This is a genomic window from Nocardiopsis sp. FIRDI 009, from assembly GCF_003386285.1.
Classification (GTDB): Bacteria; Actinomycetota; Actinomycetes; order Streptosporangiales; family Streptosporangiaceae; genus Nocardiopsis.
Genome location: NZ_QPNC01000018.1, coordinates 33,258 through 50,353 on the forward strand (window position 1 = coordinate 33,258; position 17,096 = coordinate 50,353).

General features: G+C 73.4%; 15 protein-coding genes and 1 pseudogene. 8 read left to right on the plus strand and 8 right to left on the minus strand.

The features are described from left to right. Positions 1-21: 21 nt before the first annotated feature. From DVR05_RS26620 to DVR05_RS15440, 5 genes are all read right to left on the minus strand, one after another. Positions 22-1,194 carry a hypothetical protein gene (locus DVR05_RS26620; RefSeq protein WP_157982452.1) on the minus strand — a complete coding sequence of 391 codons (1,173 nt, stop codon included), beginning with the start codon at positions 1,192-1,194 and terminating at the stop codon, positions 22-24. Beyond that, positions 1,191-2,618: a hypothetical protein gene (locus DVR05_RS15425; RefSeq protein ID WP_116246589.1), complete on the minus strand. Its 1,428-nt coding sequence runs from the start codon at positions 2,616-2,618 to the stop codon at positions 1,191-1,193. Before DVR05_RS15425 ends, DVR05_RS26620 begins: the two co-directional genes overlap by 4 nt. A 187-nt stretch (positions 2,619-2,805) precedes the next feature. After that, positions 2,806-3,315: a pyridoxamine 5'-phosphate oxidase family protein gene (locus tag DVR05_RS15430; protein ID WP_116246590.1), complete on the minus strand. Its 510-nt coding sequence runs from the start codon at positions 3,313-3,315 to the stop codon at positions 2,806-2,808. A 90-nt stretch (positions 3,316-3,405) separates the two neighbouring features. Continuing rightward, positions 3,406-4,722 carry a multidrug effflux MFS transporter gene (locus tag DVR05_RS15435; RefSeq protein ID WP_116246591.1) on the minus strand — a complete coding sequence of 439 codons (1,317 nt, stop codon included), beginning with the start codon at positions 4,720-4,722 and terminating at the stop codon, positions 3,406-3,408. A gap of 284 nt (positions 4,723-5,006) precedes the next feature. Further along, complete coding sequence (locus DVR05_RS15440; protein WP_116246592.1) at positions 5,007-5,606, minus strand: helix-turn-helix domain-containing protein; 600 nt, start codon at positions 5,604-5,606, stop codon at positions 5,007-5,009. A 205-nt stretch (positions 5,607-5,811) separates the two neighbouring features. Between DVR05_RS15440 and DVR05_RS15445 the strand changes: the two genes are divergently transcribed. Next, complete coding sequence (locus DVR05_RS15445) at positions 5,812-6,732, plus strand: class I SAM-dependent methyltransferase (protein ID WP_116246593.1); 921 nt, start codon at positions 5,812-5,814, stop codon at positions 6,730-6,732. On the opposite strand, the gene DVR05_RS15450 is transcribed toward DVR05_RS15445, so the two are convergent. Further along, the gene (locus DVR05_RS15450; protein ID WP_116246594.1) at positions 6,729-7,445 is read right to left on the minus strand and encodes a nuclear transport factor 2 family protein; all 717 of its coding nucleotides are present in this window, start codon (positions 7,443-7,445) and stop codon (positions 6,729-6,731) included. The genes DVR05_RS15445 and DVR05_RS15450 overlap by 4 nt on opposite strands. A 532-nt stretch (positions 7,446-7,977) precedes the next feature. Here DVR05_RS15450 and DVR05_RS27435 point away from each other — a divergent pair. The 7 genes and pseudogenes from DVR05_RS27435 to DVR05_RS15480 form a co-directional block, all read left to right on the plus strand. After that, positions 7,978-8,322: pseudogene (locus DVR05_RS27435) on the plus strand (class I SAM-dependent methyltransferase); the annotation flags it as partial. 290 nt (positions 8,323-8,612) lie between these two features. After that, positions 8,613-8,744, plus strand: coding sequence for a hypothetical protein (locus DVR05_RS27745; RefSeq protein ID WP_255423091.1), 132 nt, complete (start codon positions 8,613-8,615; stop codon positions 8,742-8,744). Between the two features lie 143 nt (positions 8,745-8,887). Continuing rightward, positions 8,888-9,289: a molybdopterin-binding protein gene (locus DVR05_RS15460; protein WP_116246595.1), complete on the plus strand. Its 402-nt coding sequence runs from the start codon at positions 8,888-8,890 to the stop codon at positions 9,287-9,289. Beyond that, positions 9,282-10,130: a molybdate ABC transporter substrate-binding protein gene (gene modA / locus DVR05_RS15465; RefSeq protein ID WP_116246596.1), complete on the plus strand. Its 849-nt coding sequence runs from the start codon at positions 9,282-9,284 to the stop codon at positions 10,128-10,130. The genes DVR05_RS15460 and modA overlap by 8 nt, the downstream gene beginning before the upstream one ends. Continuing rightward, positions 10,127-10,942, plus strand: coding sequence for an ABC transporter permease (locus tag DVR05_RS15470; RefSeq protein WP_116246597.1), 816 nt, complete (start codon positions 10,127-10,129; stop codon positions 10,940-10,942). Before modA ends, DVR05_RS15470 begins: the two co-directional genes overlap by 4 nt. Beyond that, positions 10,939-12,042, plus strand: coding sequence for an ABC transporter ATP-binding protein (locus DVR05_RS15475; RefSeq protein ID WP_116246598.1), 1,104 nt, complete (start codon positions 10,939-10,941; stop codon positions 12,040-12,042). The genes DVR05_RS15470 and DVR05_RS15475 overlap by 4 nt, the downstream gene beginning before the upstream one ends. 190 nt (positions 12,043-12,232) lie before the next feature. Then, the gene (locus DVR05_RS15480; RefSeq protein ID WP_116246599.1) at positions 12,233-12,586 is read left to right on the plus strand and encodes a DUF3040 domain-containing protein; all 354 of its coding nucleotides are present in this window, start codon (positions 12,233-12,235) and stop codon (positions 12,584-12,586) included. 35 nt (positions 12,587-12,621) lie between these two features. On the opposite strand, the gene DVR05_RS15485 is transcribed toward DVR05_RS15480, so the two are convergent. Together DVR05_RS15485 and DVR05_RS15490 are read right to left on the minus strand one after the other, a co-directional pair. After that, on the minus strand, positions 12,622-14,871 hold the full coding sequence (locus DVR05_RS15485) for a penicillin-binding transpeptidase domain-containing protein (protein ID WP_116246600.1): 2,250 nt from the start codon (positions 14,869-14,871) through the stop codon (positions 12,622-12,624). 567 nt (positions 14,872-15,438) lie between these two features. Further along, positions 15,439-16,785 carry an FAD-dependent oxidoreductase gene (locus DVR05_RS15490; RefSeq protein WP_116246601.1) on the minus strand — a complete coding sequence of 449 codons (1,347 nt, stop codon included), beginning with the start codon at positions 16,783-16,785 and terminating at the stop codon, positions 15,439-15,441. Between the last annotated feature and the right edge of the window lie 311 nt (positions 16,786-17,096).

The following is a 17,096-nucleotide window of genomic DNA, read 5'->3' on the forward strand; positions in this document are numbered from 1 at the left end:
GGGCCGCACGCCACGGCGGGCTCAGGGCGTGTACCGGCCCACACGGCGGGCGCGCGCGGCCCGGTGCCGCTCCAGCAGGGCCCGGTTGAGCAGGTGGGCCAGGCCCGCGCGCTCTATCCGGGTGATGAGGCCGGAGCGGTCCGTGCCCAGCGCCCGCGCCGCGCCCTCCAACGACCAGTCTGCCTCCTCCAGCGCCCGCAACAGGCGGCCGCGCCGGACCTGGGCGTTCGAGAGCCGGAGGGTCTTCAGGTAGGCGACGCGGCCGTCCGCGGCGGTGATCACCTCACCGATGTGGTTGTCGCGGTCTCCCCGGAAGGAGGGGAGGAACCGGCCGAGGGTGAACCCGGATCGCTCGTACAGCCACTCGAAGGCGTGGTCGGCGCCGGTCAGCGACGGCAGCATGAGCTCGTCGTGGCCCGTCGCGGAGGCGGCCCGGCTCGCCTCGACCGCACGGCGCAGGTCGGCCAGGTCGCGGACGGAGCCCGGGTCGATCGGCTCGTGCAGCGCCCGCACCGTGAAGTGGAGCAGGCCGTACACGAACAGCTGCTCCCCGAACATGTCCAACAGCAGCGTCGGGTGCAGGACCCGGTAGTCCTCCGGGTGCGGCACGACGTGCACCGCGGCCAGGGCGTCCGCCACGTGGACCACCACCCCGCACTGGTCGGGGTGGATCTCGAACACGCGCAGCGCCTCCTGGAGGTCGCTCACGTGCTCGCCCCGGTAGACGGTCTCCTCCCGGGGCGACAGGCCGTCACGGACGGTCTTGTCGGCCCACTCCGCCCACGCGATCGGCGGGCCGCCGAACCCCAGGGACAGCAGGCCGTCCACGGCCAGGTGCAGGGGCAGGAACCGGGAGCGGTTCCTGCCCAGCCTCTGCACGCGGCGGTGCTGGAAGGCCAGCCGCACCCGCTCGCGCGGGGCCCGTGCGTCGGCGTCCAGGAGCTGGGTGCCGTGGGCGGCGCTCGGCTCGGGATCGTCGCCCCAGGTCGCGACATAGGCGTGCGGGACGTAGCCCACGTACACGCTCCGGCGGCCCGACCCCGCGACGGTCACGGGCGACTCGTTGACCTGGTCGTGCAGCCGCAGCCCCGGGACCGGTTCGGGGCGCAGCAGCGGGACCAGGCGGATGTTGCCCCACTGCTGGGAGGGGCCGGTGGCCAGGTCACCCAGGTCCAGGGTTCCGGTCGTGCTCACGCGGCCTCCAGGTAGGCGGTGACGGTGGCGTCCAGATAGGCGCGCAGGTCCGCCAGACCCAGCCGCCCCTCCCCGAACCGCGCCAGCCCCACCAGCGAGGGCAGCGTGGCCGGGTCGCGCAGGCCCAGCGTGGCCACGGCGGGCGAGAGCGGACGCATGCTCAGCCCGTCGGCGTCGAACACCGGGTTCAGGTGCAGCATCGTCGTGCTCCGGTCGGGGTCGATCCGGGTGCGCCACGCGGTGAGGGTCTCCGACAGCAGTTCGGGATGGTCGTCGTGCCCGTCGGAGACGACCAGGACCCGCTCGGGCCGCCGCTCCAGCGCCTCCAGGATCGACTCGGCCAGGTGGGTGGGGCCGACCGGGCGCACGGTGAGCGCGTCGCGGTGCCCCGACACCCAGTGCGACGACGCCTCCGGCGACAGCGCCGCCACGAGGTGGTGGCAGGCCAGGGCGATCGCCAGCGGATGGTTGCGCCGGACCGGGGAGCCGAACGAGGAGTAGCTGTCGTCGAGCACCACGGCGGTCGGCGGCCACGTCCCGGCCATCGGACCGGCCGCCCGCCGCGCCGAGCGGTCCAGGGCCTCCTCCAGTTCCGCGCGCCGCGCACGGCGCTCGGACAGCGGCAGCCCGAGCACGTACACGCACAGCCGGAGCAGGGGCGCGGTGCCCAGGTCGAGGGTGGAAGCGAGCCCGTGCCGGTCGGCCGTCGCGGTCAGCCGCAGCCGTTCGGCGTGCGTGGCCCGCTCGCGGATGTTCTCCAGGAAGCGGTCACGGGGGATCCCGTGGTGGGCGGCGAACCCCTCGGCGACCGTGTACGGCAGGGCGTACAGGGCACGGGCCGAGTGGTGGGCCGCCGCGTGCGCGCGCAGCAGCGCGGAGGCGTAGGGGAGACGGCGGCGCGACGCGGGTGGGGAGAACAGGAAGTGCTCGACCTCCTCGGGCAGCCGCACCCGGGCGTGGCGGGCGGCCGCGCGTAGCCCGCGGCGGTACTTCAGCGCGTCCAGCGCCAGGTCGGGCCGGTCACCGATCCACGCCCGCATCGTCGCGCGGGTACGGCGGTTGTTGACCCGCCGCGCGGCCAACCGGCCGAACAGCCGGTAGACGCGCTGGGGCGGCATCAGCGCCAGACGGCGGCGGATGAGCGCGTTCTCCCGGGCGCGCTCGTGCGCGGGGGCGTCGGGTCGGGGGCGGGCGAGCAGGTTGGCGATGATCAGCGCCGCGTTGTGGTCGTTGACGTGCAGCGCCAGGGTCGCCGCGTACAGGTCGGGGAGGGTCTCGCGGACGTAGTCGTGCAGGAAACCCAGGGACAGCCGCTGCCGTCCCGCCGAGGAGTGGAACTCGCGCTGGCCGGAGGAGGACATGGCGGCGCCGGCGAACAGGAGCAGGTCCTCACAGGCGAGCAGGTCGGCGTAGGTGTCGGTCACGGGGGGCTCCGGTGACTGGACGGGGACGGGCCGGGGAGAGGCGGCGCGGACAGCGTGAATGATGCTGGTGAAGAGCAGTTCCCGGAAGTCGCGACCTGAGTCCCACGGCCCGTCGGAGGCAGACGGTAGCAGGGGGCGCCGTCGGCACGGAAGCGGATATCGCGCCGGAACGCGGTGATCCGATCGCTCAGGGGTCGAACCGCCACCGGGTGGGGCCGTGCGGGGCGTCGTCGGAGGGGAACGCGTAGACCGTGGTCGGAACGACGGTGTACACCGCGTACGGCGGGGGACCGGCGGTCGGCGCGCCCTCGGCGCCCGTCAGCACGCCGTCACCGGCCCGAGGAGCCCATCCGTACCGTTCGGCGTAGGCGCGGGCGACGCGGCCCACCCGGGCACGGTCCGCGATCCGCCGGGCCGACCCCTCCACCACCAGGTCCATGCCGCCCGCCTGGAAGGCCAGGCTCACCTCAGGGGCGGCCGAGAGCAGCCCCGCCTTGACCGTGCCCTCGCCCGACGCGAACCACGGCTGCCCGGACACCCACACCGCGAGCACGGGCCTGGTGTGCGGTCGGCGGTCGGCGCGGGGCACCGACAGCCAGTAGGTGCCGGTGTGGCTCTCCAGCAGGGGCAGGACCTCGGCCCAGGATCCGGGCGCACCGCCCGTCAGGGCTTCGGCGCGGGGGGTCTGGGGTGCCATGACGGCTCCTTCGCGGTCGCTTCGGCGGGTGCGCGGACCACGTTAGACCGGGAGGGCGACGCGGTCGGTGACCCACGCTGGACGCGACGGTCAGCGCCCCCGTCGGTGGACCAGGAACGCGGCGGCGGCGAAGACGGCGAGCGCGCCCGCGGCGGTGGCGACCATGACGGCGGACATGCCCGACAGCGTCACCGGCCCGCCCAGCCCGGCGGTGGCCGCCAGCGCCGACCCCAGGCCGAACTGCACCGTCCCCAGCAGCGCCGACCCGCTTCCCGCGACACGCGGCGGCTGGCCGGACAGGGCGAGCGCGGTCGCGTTCGGGGAGACCAGGCCGGTGCAGACCATCATCGCGAACAGCGCGGCGGTCACCGTGACCAGGCTGGCCAGGCCGGTGGCCGCCAGCAGCGGCAGCGCGGCGACCGAGACCAGGGACCCGACCAGGCCCAGCGCCAGCCGCCGGTGGATCTCCACGCGGCGCACCAGGGCGACGTTGGCCTGGTTGCCGAGGATCATGCCGAGCGTGGTCACCGCGAAGACCAGGCTGAACTGCTGCGGGGTGGCGTCGAACCGGGACTGGGAGACGAACGAGAAGGCGGAGATGTAGGTGAAGCTCATTCCGAAGCTCAGCGCCAGGGTGAGGGTGGGGCCGGCGAACCGGACGTCGCGCAGCAGACGGCCGAACAGCCGCAGCTGGGCGGTCGCGCTGGTGCGCTCCCTGCGGTCGGCGGGCAGGCTCTCCGGCAGGGCGAGGAAGACCAGGGCGAGGGTGGCCAGACCCACCAGGCCCAGGGCCGTGAAGATCAGCTGCCAGGGGCCCAGGACGAGGAGCTGACCGCCCAGGACCGGCCCGAGCATCGGGGCGAGCCCGGCCAGCAGGACGAGCCGGGAGAAGAACGCGGCGGCCGCGTCGCCGTCGAACACGTCGCGGACCACGGCACGGGAGACGACGAGCCCGGTGGCGGCCGACAGCCCCTGGACGAACCTCAGCGCGACGAACGCCTCCACGCTGGTCACCAGTACGCACCCGAACGTCGCGGCGGTGAACACCGCCATGCCGACCAGCAGCGGCGTCCGCCGTCCCCAGCGGTCGCTGAGCGGTCCCGCCACGAGCTGGCCCAGGGCCAGGCCGACCATGACGGAGGTCAGGGTGAACTTGACGCTGGCCTCGCTGGTGCCCAGGTCGGCGGCGATGTTCGGCAGCGCGGGCAGGTAGAGGTCGGTGGCCAGCGGGCCGATCGCGGACAGCACCCCGAGGACGAACACGAGCAGCGCCACGTGGCGGCGCGGGCGCGCGACCGGGCCCGACGGGGCCGGTCGGGGGACGCCGGAGGCACCGGCCGGGGCGGGAACCGGCCGGTCGACAGGGGGGACGGGACGGTGTTTCGGGCGTGCGGAAAGCAGGGTCATGGAAGGCTCCAGCGCGGGGCGGGACGAGGATGCGAAGAGTCGCGTGCGGGGGCGCCGAGAACCGCCTTCGGGCGGAGCGCCGTCGAACACCGCTCACGGCGGTGCCACCCGCGTCCAACACGGCACCCGGAGCGGTGAGTCCCCGTGGCGCGCGCCGATCCGCGTGATCACCGCCACGCGTCGCGATCCGCCTGGCCACGGGCGTCTGCCCGCGCTGTGACGACCCGCATGCCGATTCCCGGCCCCGCGGGCCCGCGCCGGTGGTAGGGGTTCCGCGGTCCGCCTCAGTCCCGTCGCGTGCCGCCCTTCCTGGGCCGGGCGCGGACGTGGACGCGCTCCCCCTGGCTGCCGAAGAGACTGAGGATCTCGGCGGGCCCCTCACCGTCGGTGCCGAACCAGTGGGGGAGCCGGGTGTCGAACTCGGCCGCCTCCCCCGAGGTGAGCATCACGTCGTGGTCGGCCAGGATCAGGCGCACCCGACCGGAGAGCACGTAGAGCCACTCGTACCCCTCGTGCGTGCGCGGCTCGGGGGTGGCGCGCGTTGCGGGCAGGATCATCTTGTAGGCCTGCAACGGCCCGGGGAAGGTGGTCAGCGGTACCACCGTGCTGCCGTGCGCGCGGCGGGGCCGGAGCCGCACGCGCGGATCACCGACCTCGGGCGCCCCGACCAGTTCGTCCAGGGGGACCTGGTGGGCCTGGGAGATCGGCAGCAGGAGTTCGAGACTGGGTCGGCGCTGGCCCGACTCCAGCCGCGACAGGGTGCTGCGGGAGATACCGGTCAGCTCCGCGAGGGCGGCCAACGTCAGGCCGCGGTCGGTGCGCAGCCGCCGCAGACGGGGACCGACCTCGGACAGGGCGCGGGTGACGGTGTCGGAGTCATGCACGCCTCCATCCCACCCCTGCGGTGCGGCTATGGCAAGCGGGCGTGCCGTTTCCGGGAAAATCGGGTGGGAGACCGTGGACCGGCGCTCCGCGTCCCGGAACCGGCAACGGAAGTTGCCCCGGTCCGGGCGGCTCCGCACGCTGGGGGTGTCCGAGCCCCGTCACCGCCCGACCGGGCTGATCCGCTCCCTTGGGGAAGGCCGACGCATGAGCGCGCACCACGACCACGACATCGACTGGGGGGCCATGCTCGCCCACCTGGAACTCAAGGCGGAGATGCACGCACCCGCCCTCGACGCCGCCGCCGACTGGATGCGCGGCCTCCTCGACGCCGACGGCCGTGCCGACTCCGTGGACCGCGTGCTGGACGTGGGCAGCGGGCCCGGCGCGATCACGTGCCTGCTGGCCCGGCGCTTCCCGGGGGCACGGGTGGTCGCCGTCGACCAGTCGGAACCGCTGCTGGAGCACGCGCGGTCGCGGGCCGAGGAACAGGGCGTCGGCGACCGGGTGGACGTGCTGCGGGCGGACCTGCCCGATGACCTGGACGCGCTCGGCGCCGCCGACGTCGTCTGGAGCAGCCAGACCGTCCACCACGTCGGCGACCAGCAGGCGGCCCTGGACGGGCTCGCCGCCGCGCTGCGCCCCGCAGGGCTGCTCGCGGTCGTCGAGGGCGGACTGCCCGCGCGCTACCTTCCCCGGGACATCGGAGTCGGCCGCCCCGGACTCCAGGCGCGCCTCGACGCGGCCTGGGAGGACCGTTTCTCGACGATGCGCGCCGAGCTGCCGGGGTCGGTGGCCCAGGTGGAGGACTGGCCCGCCATGCTCGCGCGCGCCGGGCTGGTCCCCACGGGGTCGCGGACCTTCCTCGTCGAACACACGGCACCGCTGGACGCCCGGGTGCGCGAGTTCCTGCGCCTCCATCTGGAGCACGCGCTGGACACGTTCGGTGACGCGCTCGACGCCGGGGACCGGGCCGCGGTGGAGCGGCTGGCGGACCCGGACGCCCCGGACGGCGTGCTGTGGCGCCCGGACGCGTTCTACCTGGCGGCCGTCACGGTGCACACCGCACGCATGTGCGCGTCGGACCCGGGTCGAGGCGAGGCGGAGGCCCAGAGGACGACCGCCTAGTTCCTGGCCTTCCAGTCGATGAGGACGACCCGCTCGTCCCCGACGACCCACGCGTCGTGGCCGGGTGGGACGCACGCGAGCTGCCCGGCGCGGAACGTGGTCTCGGAGCCGTCGGCCATCCGGCAGCACAGGGATCCGGACTCGATGTAGGCGCAGTGGTCCAGCATGCACAGGTCGGTGCCGGCGGACTCCCTGACGTGGGTGGACCAGCGCCAGCCGGGTTCGAGGGTCATGCGGACGATGTCCATCCCGCCGATGTGGACGATGTCGGCGCGACCCGGCCCCAGGTCGCCGCTCTCGGCCGGCGCCTCGAAGTCGCCCACCTCGATCCCGGCGGCGTGCTCCTCGTCCCAGGCCTGCACGGTGGACTGGTGGACGATGCGGCCGTCCCTCAGGTCCAGCATCGTCATGCTCATGACCTTGCTGCCGTCGGGGTAGGAGCACCGTTCGGTGTAGGCGGCGTGGTCGCCCTCGACGACGCACTGGAGCACCTCGTGGCGCATGTCCCTGGCGAACAGCTCCCGCATGCTCTCCTCGATGGCGTCCCTGCCGTGCAGCACGGTGGGGGCGCTGGGCGGGGTGCGCTGGTCGAACATCTCCAGTTCGGCGTCGTCGGAGAACTGCGCCAGGAAGGTGTCGGCGTCGCGTGACTCCACCGCGCGCTTGAGCAGTTCGGCGTCGAAGGGTCGGGCGGTCTCAGCTGCGGCGGACATGATCCGCCTCCTTCCGGACAAGGCTCACCGTGGGGCGGTTCCATCCTCACCTCCAGCGTGCGCCTCGCTCCGGTACCGGTTCGCCCAAGGCGGGGTCACGTGAGGGTCAGCCGTGTGTACCCGGCCGCGTCACGGTTCTTTGGCTCACCTTTCCCCCAGGTGGTTTCCGCAGCTGTGCGGGGCCGTTTCGGCGCGGTTTCGCTTCCCCACGTTCGGCTTGGCGGTTTCGGGTTTTCTCGTGCCCGGAGCCGTCGGCGTCCTCGTCGTTGTGCCTCGGGTTCCTGTCCGGATTCGGCCAGATCCGGAATAATCGCCGGACGCTCGGGCTTTCCGTTCTCCCGGTGCGGATACCACCGCCGAACCGCCTGTGTTCGGGTGAGTTCGGGGCGTTTCTCGGGTACTGTGGGGGCATCGAGATTCGTCTTCCTGTTCGGTTTTTCGCATATCCGCTGATCACCGGGTGGGGACCGTGGTATTCGCCTGTCTGTTCCGCCCGAGGGGCTTCTCCGGACATTTCGGAAGGGGCGTGGGCATGGCGGCGAAACAGCGGGTCGAGGGCCTCGGTGAGATCTATGACCGGTACCGGCCGCGCTACCCGCGGGAATTCTTCGGGACCATCGTCCACGAACTTCCGCACTTCTCCGAGGTGACGGTCGTGGACGCGGGGGCGGGCACCGGGATCGCGCTGGAGGGGCTGCGTCCGGCCCTGGGGGAGGGAGCGCGCTACCTCGCCGTCGACGTGTCCGAGGACAGGGTGGACCGCGGCCGCGAGAAGTTCCCGGACGTGCGGTGGGCGGTCGGAGCGGCCGAACCGTTCCTGGAGGGGCTCACCGAACCCGTGCAGCTCGTCGTGGCCGCGCAGTCCTACCCGTGGCTGGACCGGTCCCGGTTCGTCACGGCCTGCACCCGGGCGCTGACGAGCGGGGGTCTGCTCGCCGTCATGCAGAACAACCGCGATCACGCCCTCAGCGCGTTCCTCGACGCCTACGAGACCCTGCTGGAAGGGCACAGCCCCGGCTACACCCGACGCCACCGCGACCTCGACGTCGCCGGGGAGCTGGCGGCGGGCTTCGACCCCGCCGGCGGGCACGTCGGCGTCGCCGTCCTCACCTGGAGCAGGCGGATGGACGTGGCCGACTTCGTGCGCCTGGCCCGTCCTCGACCCGGGTGCGGCGGGCGGTCGACCACGAGGGCGAGGGGTTCCTCGACCGGGTACGCGCGCTGTGCGAGGCCCACGCGGGGGACGGCGGCCTGGAGGTCGCCTACCGCTCCGAACTCTTCCTCGGCCACCGGGGGTAGTCGAGCCCTCCGGGCCTACGGGGACGGAGGAACGCACAAGGAGGCGCTGAACTCGCATATCCGAGTCGAAGATCCGTACAAGATCGCGTATGCGAGACGGGTTCGGCTGGAAGGATCGCGAAAGCCAGTGCTACGTTCTCCCCATGCCCACCTACCGGATCAGCGACGCGGCCGAGCTCCTCGGCGTCAGCGCCGACACCGTCCGGCGGATGGTCGACTCCGGTCGCCTCCCCGCCACCCGCGACGAGTCGGGCCGACGCCTGCTCGACGGCGCCGAACTCGCCCAGTACCTGAGCGCCGCCTCCGCGGACGACCCCGCCCGCGCCCACTCCTCCGCGCGCAACCGCTTCCGCGGACTGGTCACCAGTGTCACCCGCGACGGTGTCATGGCCAGTGTCGAGATCCAGGCCGGACCCCACCGCGTGGTCTCCCTGATGAGCCGCGAGGCCGCCGACGAGCTCGACCTCCGGGTCGGCGGCCTGGCCACGGCGATCGTCAAGTCCACCAACGTCGTCGTCGAGACCCCCGGCGGCCACCATGCCTGAGGCCCCCCTCCACCAGCGCCCCCGTGCCACCGCCCCGCGCTGGAGGGCCCCCCTCGTGGCCGGAGCCCTCACCCTGACCGCCTGCTCCGCCGCCGACGGCACCGGGCCGGACGCACCGGGAGCCGCGTCGCGGGACGGACTCACCGGAACGCTCACCGTCCTGGCCGCCGCCTCCCTCACCGACGTCTTCACCGAACTCGCCGAGCAGTTCGAGACCGACAACCCGGGCGTGGAGGTGGAGCTGGGCTTCGCGGGCAGCAGCGCCCTGGCCGCCCAGATCAACTCCGGAGCCCCCGCCGACGTGTTCGCCTCCGCCAACACCGACACCATGGCCCTGGTCGTCGACGGCGCGGGCCTGGACACCGCCTGGGCCGCCGACCACGGCCGGGACGGCGCGGTCTTCGCCACCAACACCCTGCGCATCGCCGTACCGCCGGGCAACCCCGCCGGTGTCGAGGACCTGGCCGACCTCTCCGACGACTCCGTGGCCACCGCCCTGTGCGCACCGGAGGTCCCCTGCGGGGCCGCCACCACCGCCGTCACCGACGCGGAGGGCGTCGAGATCGCCGCCGTCACCCTGGAACAGGACGTGCGTGCCGTCCTGACCAAGGTCGAACTCGGCGAGGTCGACGCCGGGCTGGTCTACGCCACCGACGTCGCCGCCGCCGGGGACGCGGTCGAGGGCGTCGACTTCCCCGAGTCCGACTCCGCCGTCAACGCCTACCCCGTCGGAGTCCTGGCCGATGCCGCCGACCCCGAGCTGGCCGCCGCCTGGGTCGACCTCGTCCTGTCCGACACCGGCGCCGACGCGCTCGCCGCCGCCGGGTTCGGAGCGCCGTGACCGCCCCCGCACCCGCCCGCGGACGCGCGCTGCGCGCCCGCTCGGGGCGCCCGCCCTGGATCCTGCTCGTCCCCGCGCTGCTCGGTGTCGCCTTCCTGGTCCTGCCCCTGCTCGGTCTGCTCGCCAGCACCCCCTGGGCGACCATGGGCGAACGGATCACCGATCCGGCGGTGCTGTCCGCGCTGTGGCTGTCCCTGTCCACCGCCACCGTCGCCACGGCCGTGTGCCTGGTCCTGGGGGTGCCGCTGGCCTGGCTGCTGGCCCGAGCCGAGTTCCCCGGACGGCGCCTGGTCCGCGCCCTGATCACCGTCCCCCTGGTCATCCCGCCGGTGGTCGGCGGGGTGGCGCTGCTCCTGGTCCTGGGGCGCAACGGCCTGCTCGGCCGCCACCTCGACGCCTGGTTCGGGCTGACCCTGCCGTTCACCACGGCCGCCGTCGTCATCGCCCAGGTGTTCGTGGCGATGCCGTTCCTCGTCGTGAGCGTGGAGGGCGCCCTGCGCGGGGCGGACCCCCGCTTCGAGGAGGCCGCCGCCACCCTCGGCGCCAGCCGCGCCACCGTCTTCACCCGGATCACCCTGCCCGCGGTCCTGCCGGGCGTCGGGGCGGGCGCGGCCCTGTGCTGGGCCCGCGCCTTGGGCGAGTTCGGCGCCACCATCACCTTCGCCGGCAACTTTCCCGGCACCACCCAGACCATGCCCCTGGCGGTGTACATGGCCATGCAACGCGACCCCGAGGCCGCCGTCGTGCTCAGCCTCGTCCTGCTGCTCGTCTCGCTCGCCGTCCTGGCGGGCCTTCGGGGGAGGTCGACGTGACCACGACCGACGACCGACGCACCCCCGCGGACGGATCCGGAGCCGACGAGCCCGCGCTCGACGCCCGCCTCCGGCTCACCCGGGGCGACTTCACCCTCGACGCGACACTGCGGGTCGCCGCGGGGGAGGTCCTCGCCCTGCTCGGCCCCAACGGCGCGGGCAAGTCCTCGGCCCTGCGCGCCCTGGCCGGGCTGGTCCCGCTCACCGACGGGCACGTGCGGATCGGGGGCCGCGACGAGACCACCACACCGGTCGAACGCCGCCCCGTCGGCGTGGTCTTCCAGGACTACCTGCTCTTCGGCCACATGAGCGCGCTGGACAACGTCGCCTTCGGACCGCGCTGCCAGGGGCTGTCCAAGGCGGCCGCGCGCGGCCGGGCGGCCGAACTGCTGGAGGGCATGGACCTGTCCGCCCACGCGCGCTCCCGGCCCGGGCGGCTGTCCGGCGGCCAGGCCCAGCGGGTGGCGCTGGCCCGGGCGCTGGCGGTGCGCCCCCGGCTGCTGCTCCTGGACGAACCGATGGCGGCTCTGGACGCCAGCACGCGCGTCGACGTGCGCACCCGGCTCCGCCACCTGCTGGAGGACTTCGACGGGGCGGCCGTCCTGGTCACCCACGACCCGCTGGACGCGATGGTCCTGGCCGACCGGGTGGCCGTGGTCGAGTCGGGCCGGATCGTCCAACAGGGGACACCGGCCGAGGTGGCCAGACGGCCCCGCACCCCCTACGTCGCCCGGCTGGTGGGGCTCAACCTGTTCCGGGGCACGGCCGAGGGGACCCGGGTGACCGTGGACCGGCGGGACGCCGAGGGGGCCCCGGTGGTCCGCGTGCACGAGCCGCACCGGGGTGAGGTCCTGGTGGCCTTCCCCCCGCGGGCCGTCGCGCTGTACGCGGACCGCCCGCACGGCAGCCCCCGCAACCTGTGGCGGCTCACCGTGGAGGGGGTCGAGCGGTTCGGCGACCAGGTCAGGGTCCGCCTGGCGGGCTCGGTGCCGCTGTCGGCCGACATCAGTCCGGCCGCGCTGGCCGAGCTGGGACTGGTGCGCGGCGCCCCGGTCTGGGCGGGGGTGAAGGCCGCCGAGGTGGAGTGTTATCCCGGTTGAGCGAAGACGGATCCCCCTCGTCGCCGGGTCTGCCGACGCCTCCGGCTCGGACCAGCGCAAACGTCAGATCTCGGATGGGTCGAATCCGTCCGAGGAAAACCCTCGGAACCTGGATATCCGACCCTCAGCCGGGGGAGACTGTAGGCACCCGGAGATGACAGTCCTTCCCCCGGCGGCTGAGGAGGGTGCCATGTCGTTAAGAGAACATGAGCGAAGAATCCTCGCGGAGATCGAACGGCAGCTCAGCGAGGAGGCACCGGAGCTTGCCGGACGTCTGGAGGCCTTCGGCTCGGACGACCCCGACGCCCCGGTCGACCCCAGCCTGACGGGTTGGCGGCCGTGGGTGGCGTGCGCCGTGATCGCGGCGGTCACCGCCGGGCTGTTGGTCCTGCTCTTCGTCCTCACCCCGAGCGCGCCCCCGCCCTCACCACCGGATCCCGCCGAGACGGCCGAGACGGCCGAGACGGCCGAGACGGCCGAGCCCGCCGACACACCGGTGGCGCCCGCCCCGGTCGGGCTGGATCCGCCCGGGACGGTGCCGTGACGGACCACCGGCCACGGGGGCCGGGGTCCGTCGGGTCAGAGCGCGTTGGTGAACCTCGCGGCGATCGGACCAGCCACGGATCCGCCGCCACCGCCTCCGTCGACCACCAGGGCGAAGGCGACGTCACCCTTGTAGCCGACCATCCACGCGTGGGTGGGCAGCTCGTCGTCCTCACCCTCGGGTGTGCCGTACTCGGCGCTGCCGGTCTTGCCGTACACCTCTCCCTGGAAGCCCGCCTCACTGGCGGTGCCGTCGGTGACCACGGCGCGCATCATCGGCCGGATGGCCTCGGCGTTGGCGATCGGGTTCGGCTCGGGCAGGCCCTCGGGGGCGGGGTCGGTCACCAGCACCGGGTGCCGCCAGGAACCGTCGGCGATCGCGGCCGGGACCGTGGCCATGTGCAGCGCGGAAGTCTCCACCTGACCCTGGCCGATGCTCTGCGCCCCCATCATCACGGCGCCGTCCGGGGGTGGGAAGCTGGGGTCGAAGTTGGGCACGCCGATGTCGATCGGCGCGTTCATCCCGAACTGCTCGGCGCTGGCCACCAGGTCCTCCGATGACAGCCGCTCGACCACGTCGGCCACCAGGGCCGTGTTGCAGGAGGTCGCGAACGCCTCGGTCATCGTCTGCTCACCGTAGGCGGCCCCGCCCGCGTTGACGAACGTCCAGCCGCCCGGGTCGTACTCCTTCGTGCACCGCATCGTCGAGTCGGGGCTCATCCCGCTGTCGAGCAGCGCGCTGTAGGAGATGATCTTGAGCGAGGAACCGGGCGGGTAGCGGCCCTCCAGGGCGCGGTTGAACCCGCCGGGGACGTTCACCACCGCCAGGATCTCGCCGGTGGAGGGGCGCACGGCGACCATCCCCGCCGGGTCGTTCGAGGTGAGGATGGCGGTGGCCGCCGCGTCCTGCACCGCCATGTCGATGCTGGTGGTGATGTCCTGGCCGTCGCTGCCGTCCAGGGTGGCGACCGTGTTCTCCTCCGTGGCCTCCAGTGACGCGGGGTCCTCGGCCTCGGCCGCGTCGACCATGAGGATGGTCGTGGCCGCCTCACCGGCCAGCCGCTCCTCGTAGGTGCGCTGGAGTCCGGAGACGCCGATGGTGTCGCCGACGCTGTAGGCGGGGCCGAGCCGTTCGACGTCCTCCTCGGTGGCCTCCCCGAGGGAGCCGACGATCATCTGGAGCGATCCGGACACCCCGGGGGCGTCCAACCGGGTGCCGTCGGCGGCCAGGATGCGGCCGCGTTCGCCCCAGACGGTCGTGCGGGCGAGCACCTGGCCCTCGCCCAGCCCGGGGTAGGCGACCTCGGGCGTGAAGTCGACGAGCCACCGCCCGTCCTCCCGGACGAGGGGGAGCTCGCCCTCCCACCCCCAGTCGCTGGCGCCCGACAGGGAGACGGTCACCTCGTAGGGGGCGCTGCCGCTGCCCCCGTCGACCGTCGCGGCGCCGACCTCGACGGAGACCGTCTCCAGACCCAGGCCCGTGTCGAGCCCCTCCATGACCGCGGCCGCGTCGCCCCCGGTGGTGACGTCGGCCAGCCGCGCGTAGTCGCGCGCCTCCCAGGCCGCGGCGTACTCGGTGAGCGCCTCCTCCGGCCGTGGCCTGCCCAGCACGAACCAGGACACGGCGCCGCCGATGAGCGCCAGCACCGCCACCGCGGCGACCACACCGATGACCAGACCCTTGCGCGAGCGGCGTCTGGGCGGTCCGGAGGCGTCGGGGTCGTAGGGTCCCTCGGGGCCTCCGGGGCCGCCTGCGTACAGGTACTCGTCACCGTCGGATCCGGGGCCGCCCGGAGCCGTTTCGGCCCGTTCCCGCCGATGGAGAGCCTCCGGCCCCGGCTCCGGGCGTCCGGGGTCCCACCCGTCCGGTTCGGCGTGCGAGGACACACCGACCGGGTAGGGGGTGTCGCCCCGGTGGGCGGGCACGTCCTGGTGCGGTGGCTCCGCGCGGTGCGCCTGGTCTGGTCGGGGGTCGGCCCAGCCGTTCCCGTGCCGGTCGTCCTCCGTCGGGGCGCCCGGGGCGTCCACGGGGGTGATCGGGTGGGGTTGGGGAACCGGAGTGCCCCAGGGGCCGTCGGGATCCTGCGGGGGGTGCGGGGCCTGGTGGGGTTCGAAAGGCGCCACGGGCTCCGGGGGCCCGGGGCGGGCGGGTTCGGAGGTGGGGGGTGCCTCGGGCCGCCGCGGGATGCGGTAAGGGTTCTCCGGACGGGGGCCCCGTGCTCGTGTTTCGTCCGAACCCTCGGAGGGCCCGGGGGAGTCGGGCCGCCGGGGGGACCAGTCATCCACGCCTGATCGTCCTTCGCTACGTCGTCGGCTTCTCGGACCTGAGGGGCCGAGCCGCGGTCGACCGCCCGACCGGTCGCCGGGAACGTCCACCGCGTCCTACAGGATCCTAGGACCCTGGTGTCATGAGAGAAGTTCCGGTCCGTGTGCGCCACGTCGTCGCACGACCGACGGCGGCGGAGGGAACCGGCCCGGGTCGGGCCGACGAGCCCCCACAGACCACGTGCCCCGCCCCCACCGAGGTGGGAACGGGGCACGAAGCGTGATGGTCGGTATGGCGGTCGCCTCTCGGCGCGGGGCACAACGGGGCTCCTGTCCGCACGGTCACCCACCCGGAGGGCGGGGCCGTACGCGGTATTCCGCGAAGGCAATAGTTGAGGCCCGGGGGACACTTGCTACCACACCGACCAACAGTGACTCTAACCCATGAGACCGGCTCGTTGTTCCGGGACACCGGCTCGGACGGCATGAGCGATCTCACGGTGACTACCGGCCGGTAGTGGGAACAAGGAAGGGCCGGTCCCGCAGAGGGGCGCGGGACCGGCCGGGAAACTCACGCGCAGGACTGAACTACTCCTGGCGCGCGATGTTGGTCTGTTCCTCCCGGGAGCGCAGCTTCAGGCGCTTGCGGCCGCGTTCGGCGCCCAGCTCCTCCTCGCGGGCCTCGATCCGCTGCCACCCCTCCCAGGTGGTGTAGCGCACGCCGCGCTCCTCCAGCAGGGCGCGGAAGGCGGTCGGGTCGGGCTCGGCGGCGGGGGTGAGGGACTCGCGGTCGGCCACCAGGTTGGTGACCGTCTCCAGGGCGTCGCCCTTGGTGTGGCCGATCAGGCCCACGGGGCCGCGCTTGATCCATCCCGTGGCGTACACGCCCTCGATGGGCTGTTCGTCCAGGTCCAGGACCCGGCCCTCGGCGTTGGGGACCACGCCGCGCTCCTCGTCGAAGGGCAGGCCGGCCAGGGGGGACCCCAGGTAGCCGATGGCCCGGTAGACAGCCTGGACCTCGTGGTCGACGAACTCGCCGGTGCCCCTGACGTTGCCGTCGCCGGTGAGTTCCATGCGCTCGGTGCGCAGGCCGGTGACACGGTCCTCACCGGTGATCTCGACCGGGCGGTGCAGGAAGTGCAGGTGCAGACGGCGCTCGGCGCCCTTGGGGTCGCGGATCGCCCAGTTCTGGAGGACCTTGACGTTGGTCTTGACCTGGTTGGACTCCTCGCAGGCCCGGAGGCTGCCCTCGTCCATGTCGAAGTCCTCGGGGTAGACGATGACCTCGACCCCGGGCTGCTTGTCCAGCTCGCGCAGCTCCATCGGCGTCGCCTTGCACTGGGCGATGCCGCGGCGGGCGAAGACGTGGACGTCGGTGATCTGCTTGGCGCGCAGACCCTCGTAGACGTTGTCGGTGATGTCGGTGTCGAGGAGGTCGTCGGCGCTCTTGGCGAGGATCCGGGCGACGTCGACGGCGACGTTGCCCGCGCCGATCACGGCGACGCTGGTGCCCTCGACGTGCCAGGAGGGGGAGACGTCGGGGTGGGAGTCGTACCAGAAGACGAAGTCCGCGGCTCCGTGGCTCCCGGGCAGGTCGACGCCGGGGATGTCCAGGGGGCGGTCCCGGTCGCTGCCGGTGGCGAAGATGACGGCGTCGTAGTGGTGGCGCAGGTCCTCGAGTTTGAGGTCGACACCGTACTCGACGTTGCCGTAGAAGGTGATCTCGGGCTTGTCCAGGATCTTGTGCAGCGCTCCCTGGATCTGCTTGATCCGGGGGTGGTCCGGGGCGACGCCGTAGCGGACCAGGCCGTAGGGGGAGGGCAGCTTGTCGAGGATGTCGATGCTGACGGACGTGCCGCACGCGGACAGGGTCTCGTCCTTGGTGAGCAGGTCCGCGGCGTAAATGCCCGCGGGACCCGCACCCACGATTCCCACTCGCAGTGGTCGCGTCATCGCACAGCTCCAAGTCTTCGCGCCAAGGTCGGACGCCATTGGTTAGGCTTGCCTAATCTATCCGGTGGTGGCACCGGGAAACCCTACTATAATGGTAGGCAATTCCCCCCGCGGCCCGAGGGGGGCGCCGGGGCCCCGGGTGGGGCCGCCCGCGCGACACCCCAGGTGGGAAGCGGTACGGAGGTCCCTGCGGCGTGCCCCGGCCAGGTGTCTCACCGGGGGTCAACGCCCGGTCAAGGACGGATCAGCCCGCCGTCGGGTGTGGGGAAAGTCACGGTCCGGAGCCGGGTGCG

Excerpts from the sequence above, each read along its gene's own strand:
- DVR05_RS15460 (WP_116246595.1), top strand. The coding sequence starts at position 8,888 with ATGCCCACCTACCGGATCAGCGACGCGGCCGAGCTCCTCGGCGTCAGC.
- DVR05_RS15445 (WP_116246593.1), top strand. The coding sequence starts at position 5,812 with ATGAGCGCGCACCACGACCACGACATCGACTGGGGGGCCATGCTCGCC.
- DVR05_RS15480 (WP_116246599.1), top strand. The coding sequence starts at position 12,233 with ATGTCGTTAAGAGAACATGAGCGAAGAATCCTCGCGGAGATCGAACGG.
- DVR05_RS15435 (WP_116246591.1), bottom strand. The coding sequence starts at position 4,722 with ATGACCCTGCTTTCCGCACGCCCGAAACACCGTCCCGTCCCCCCTGTC.
- DVR05_RS15430 (WP_116246590.1), bottom strand. The coding sequence starts at position 3,315 with ATGGCACCCCAGACCCCCCGCGCCGAAGCCCTGACGGGCGGTGCGCCC.
- DVR05_RS15450 (WP_116246594.1), bottom strand. The coding sequence starts at position 7,445 with ATGTCCGCCGCAGCTGAGACCGCCCGACCCTTCGACGCCGAACTGCTC.
- modA (WP_116246596.1), top strand. The coding sequence starts at position 9,282 with ATGCCTGAGGCCCCCCTCCACCAGCGCCCCCGTGCCACCGCCCCGCGC.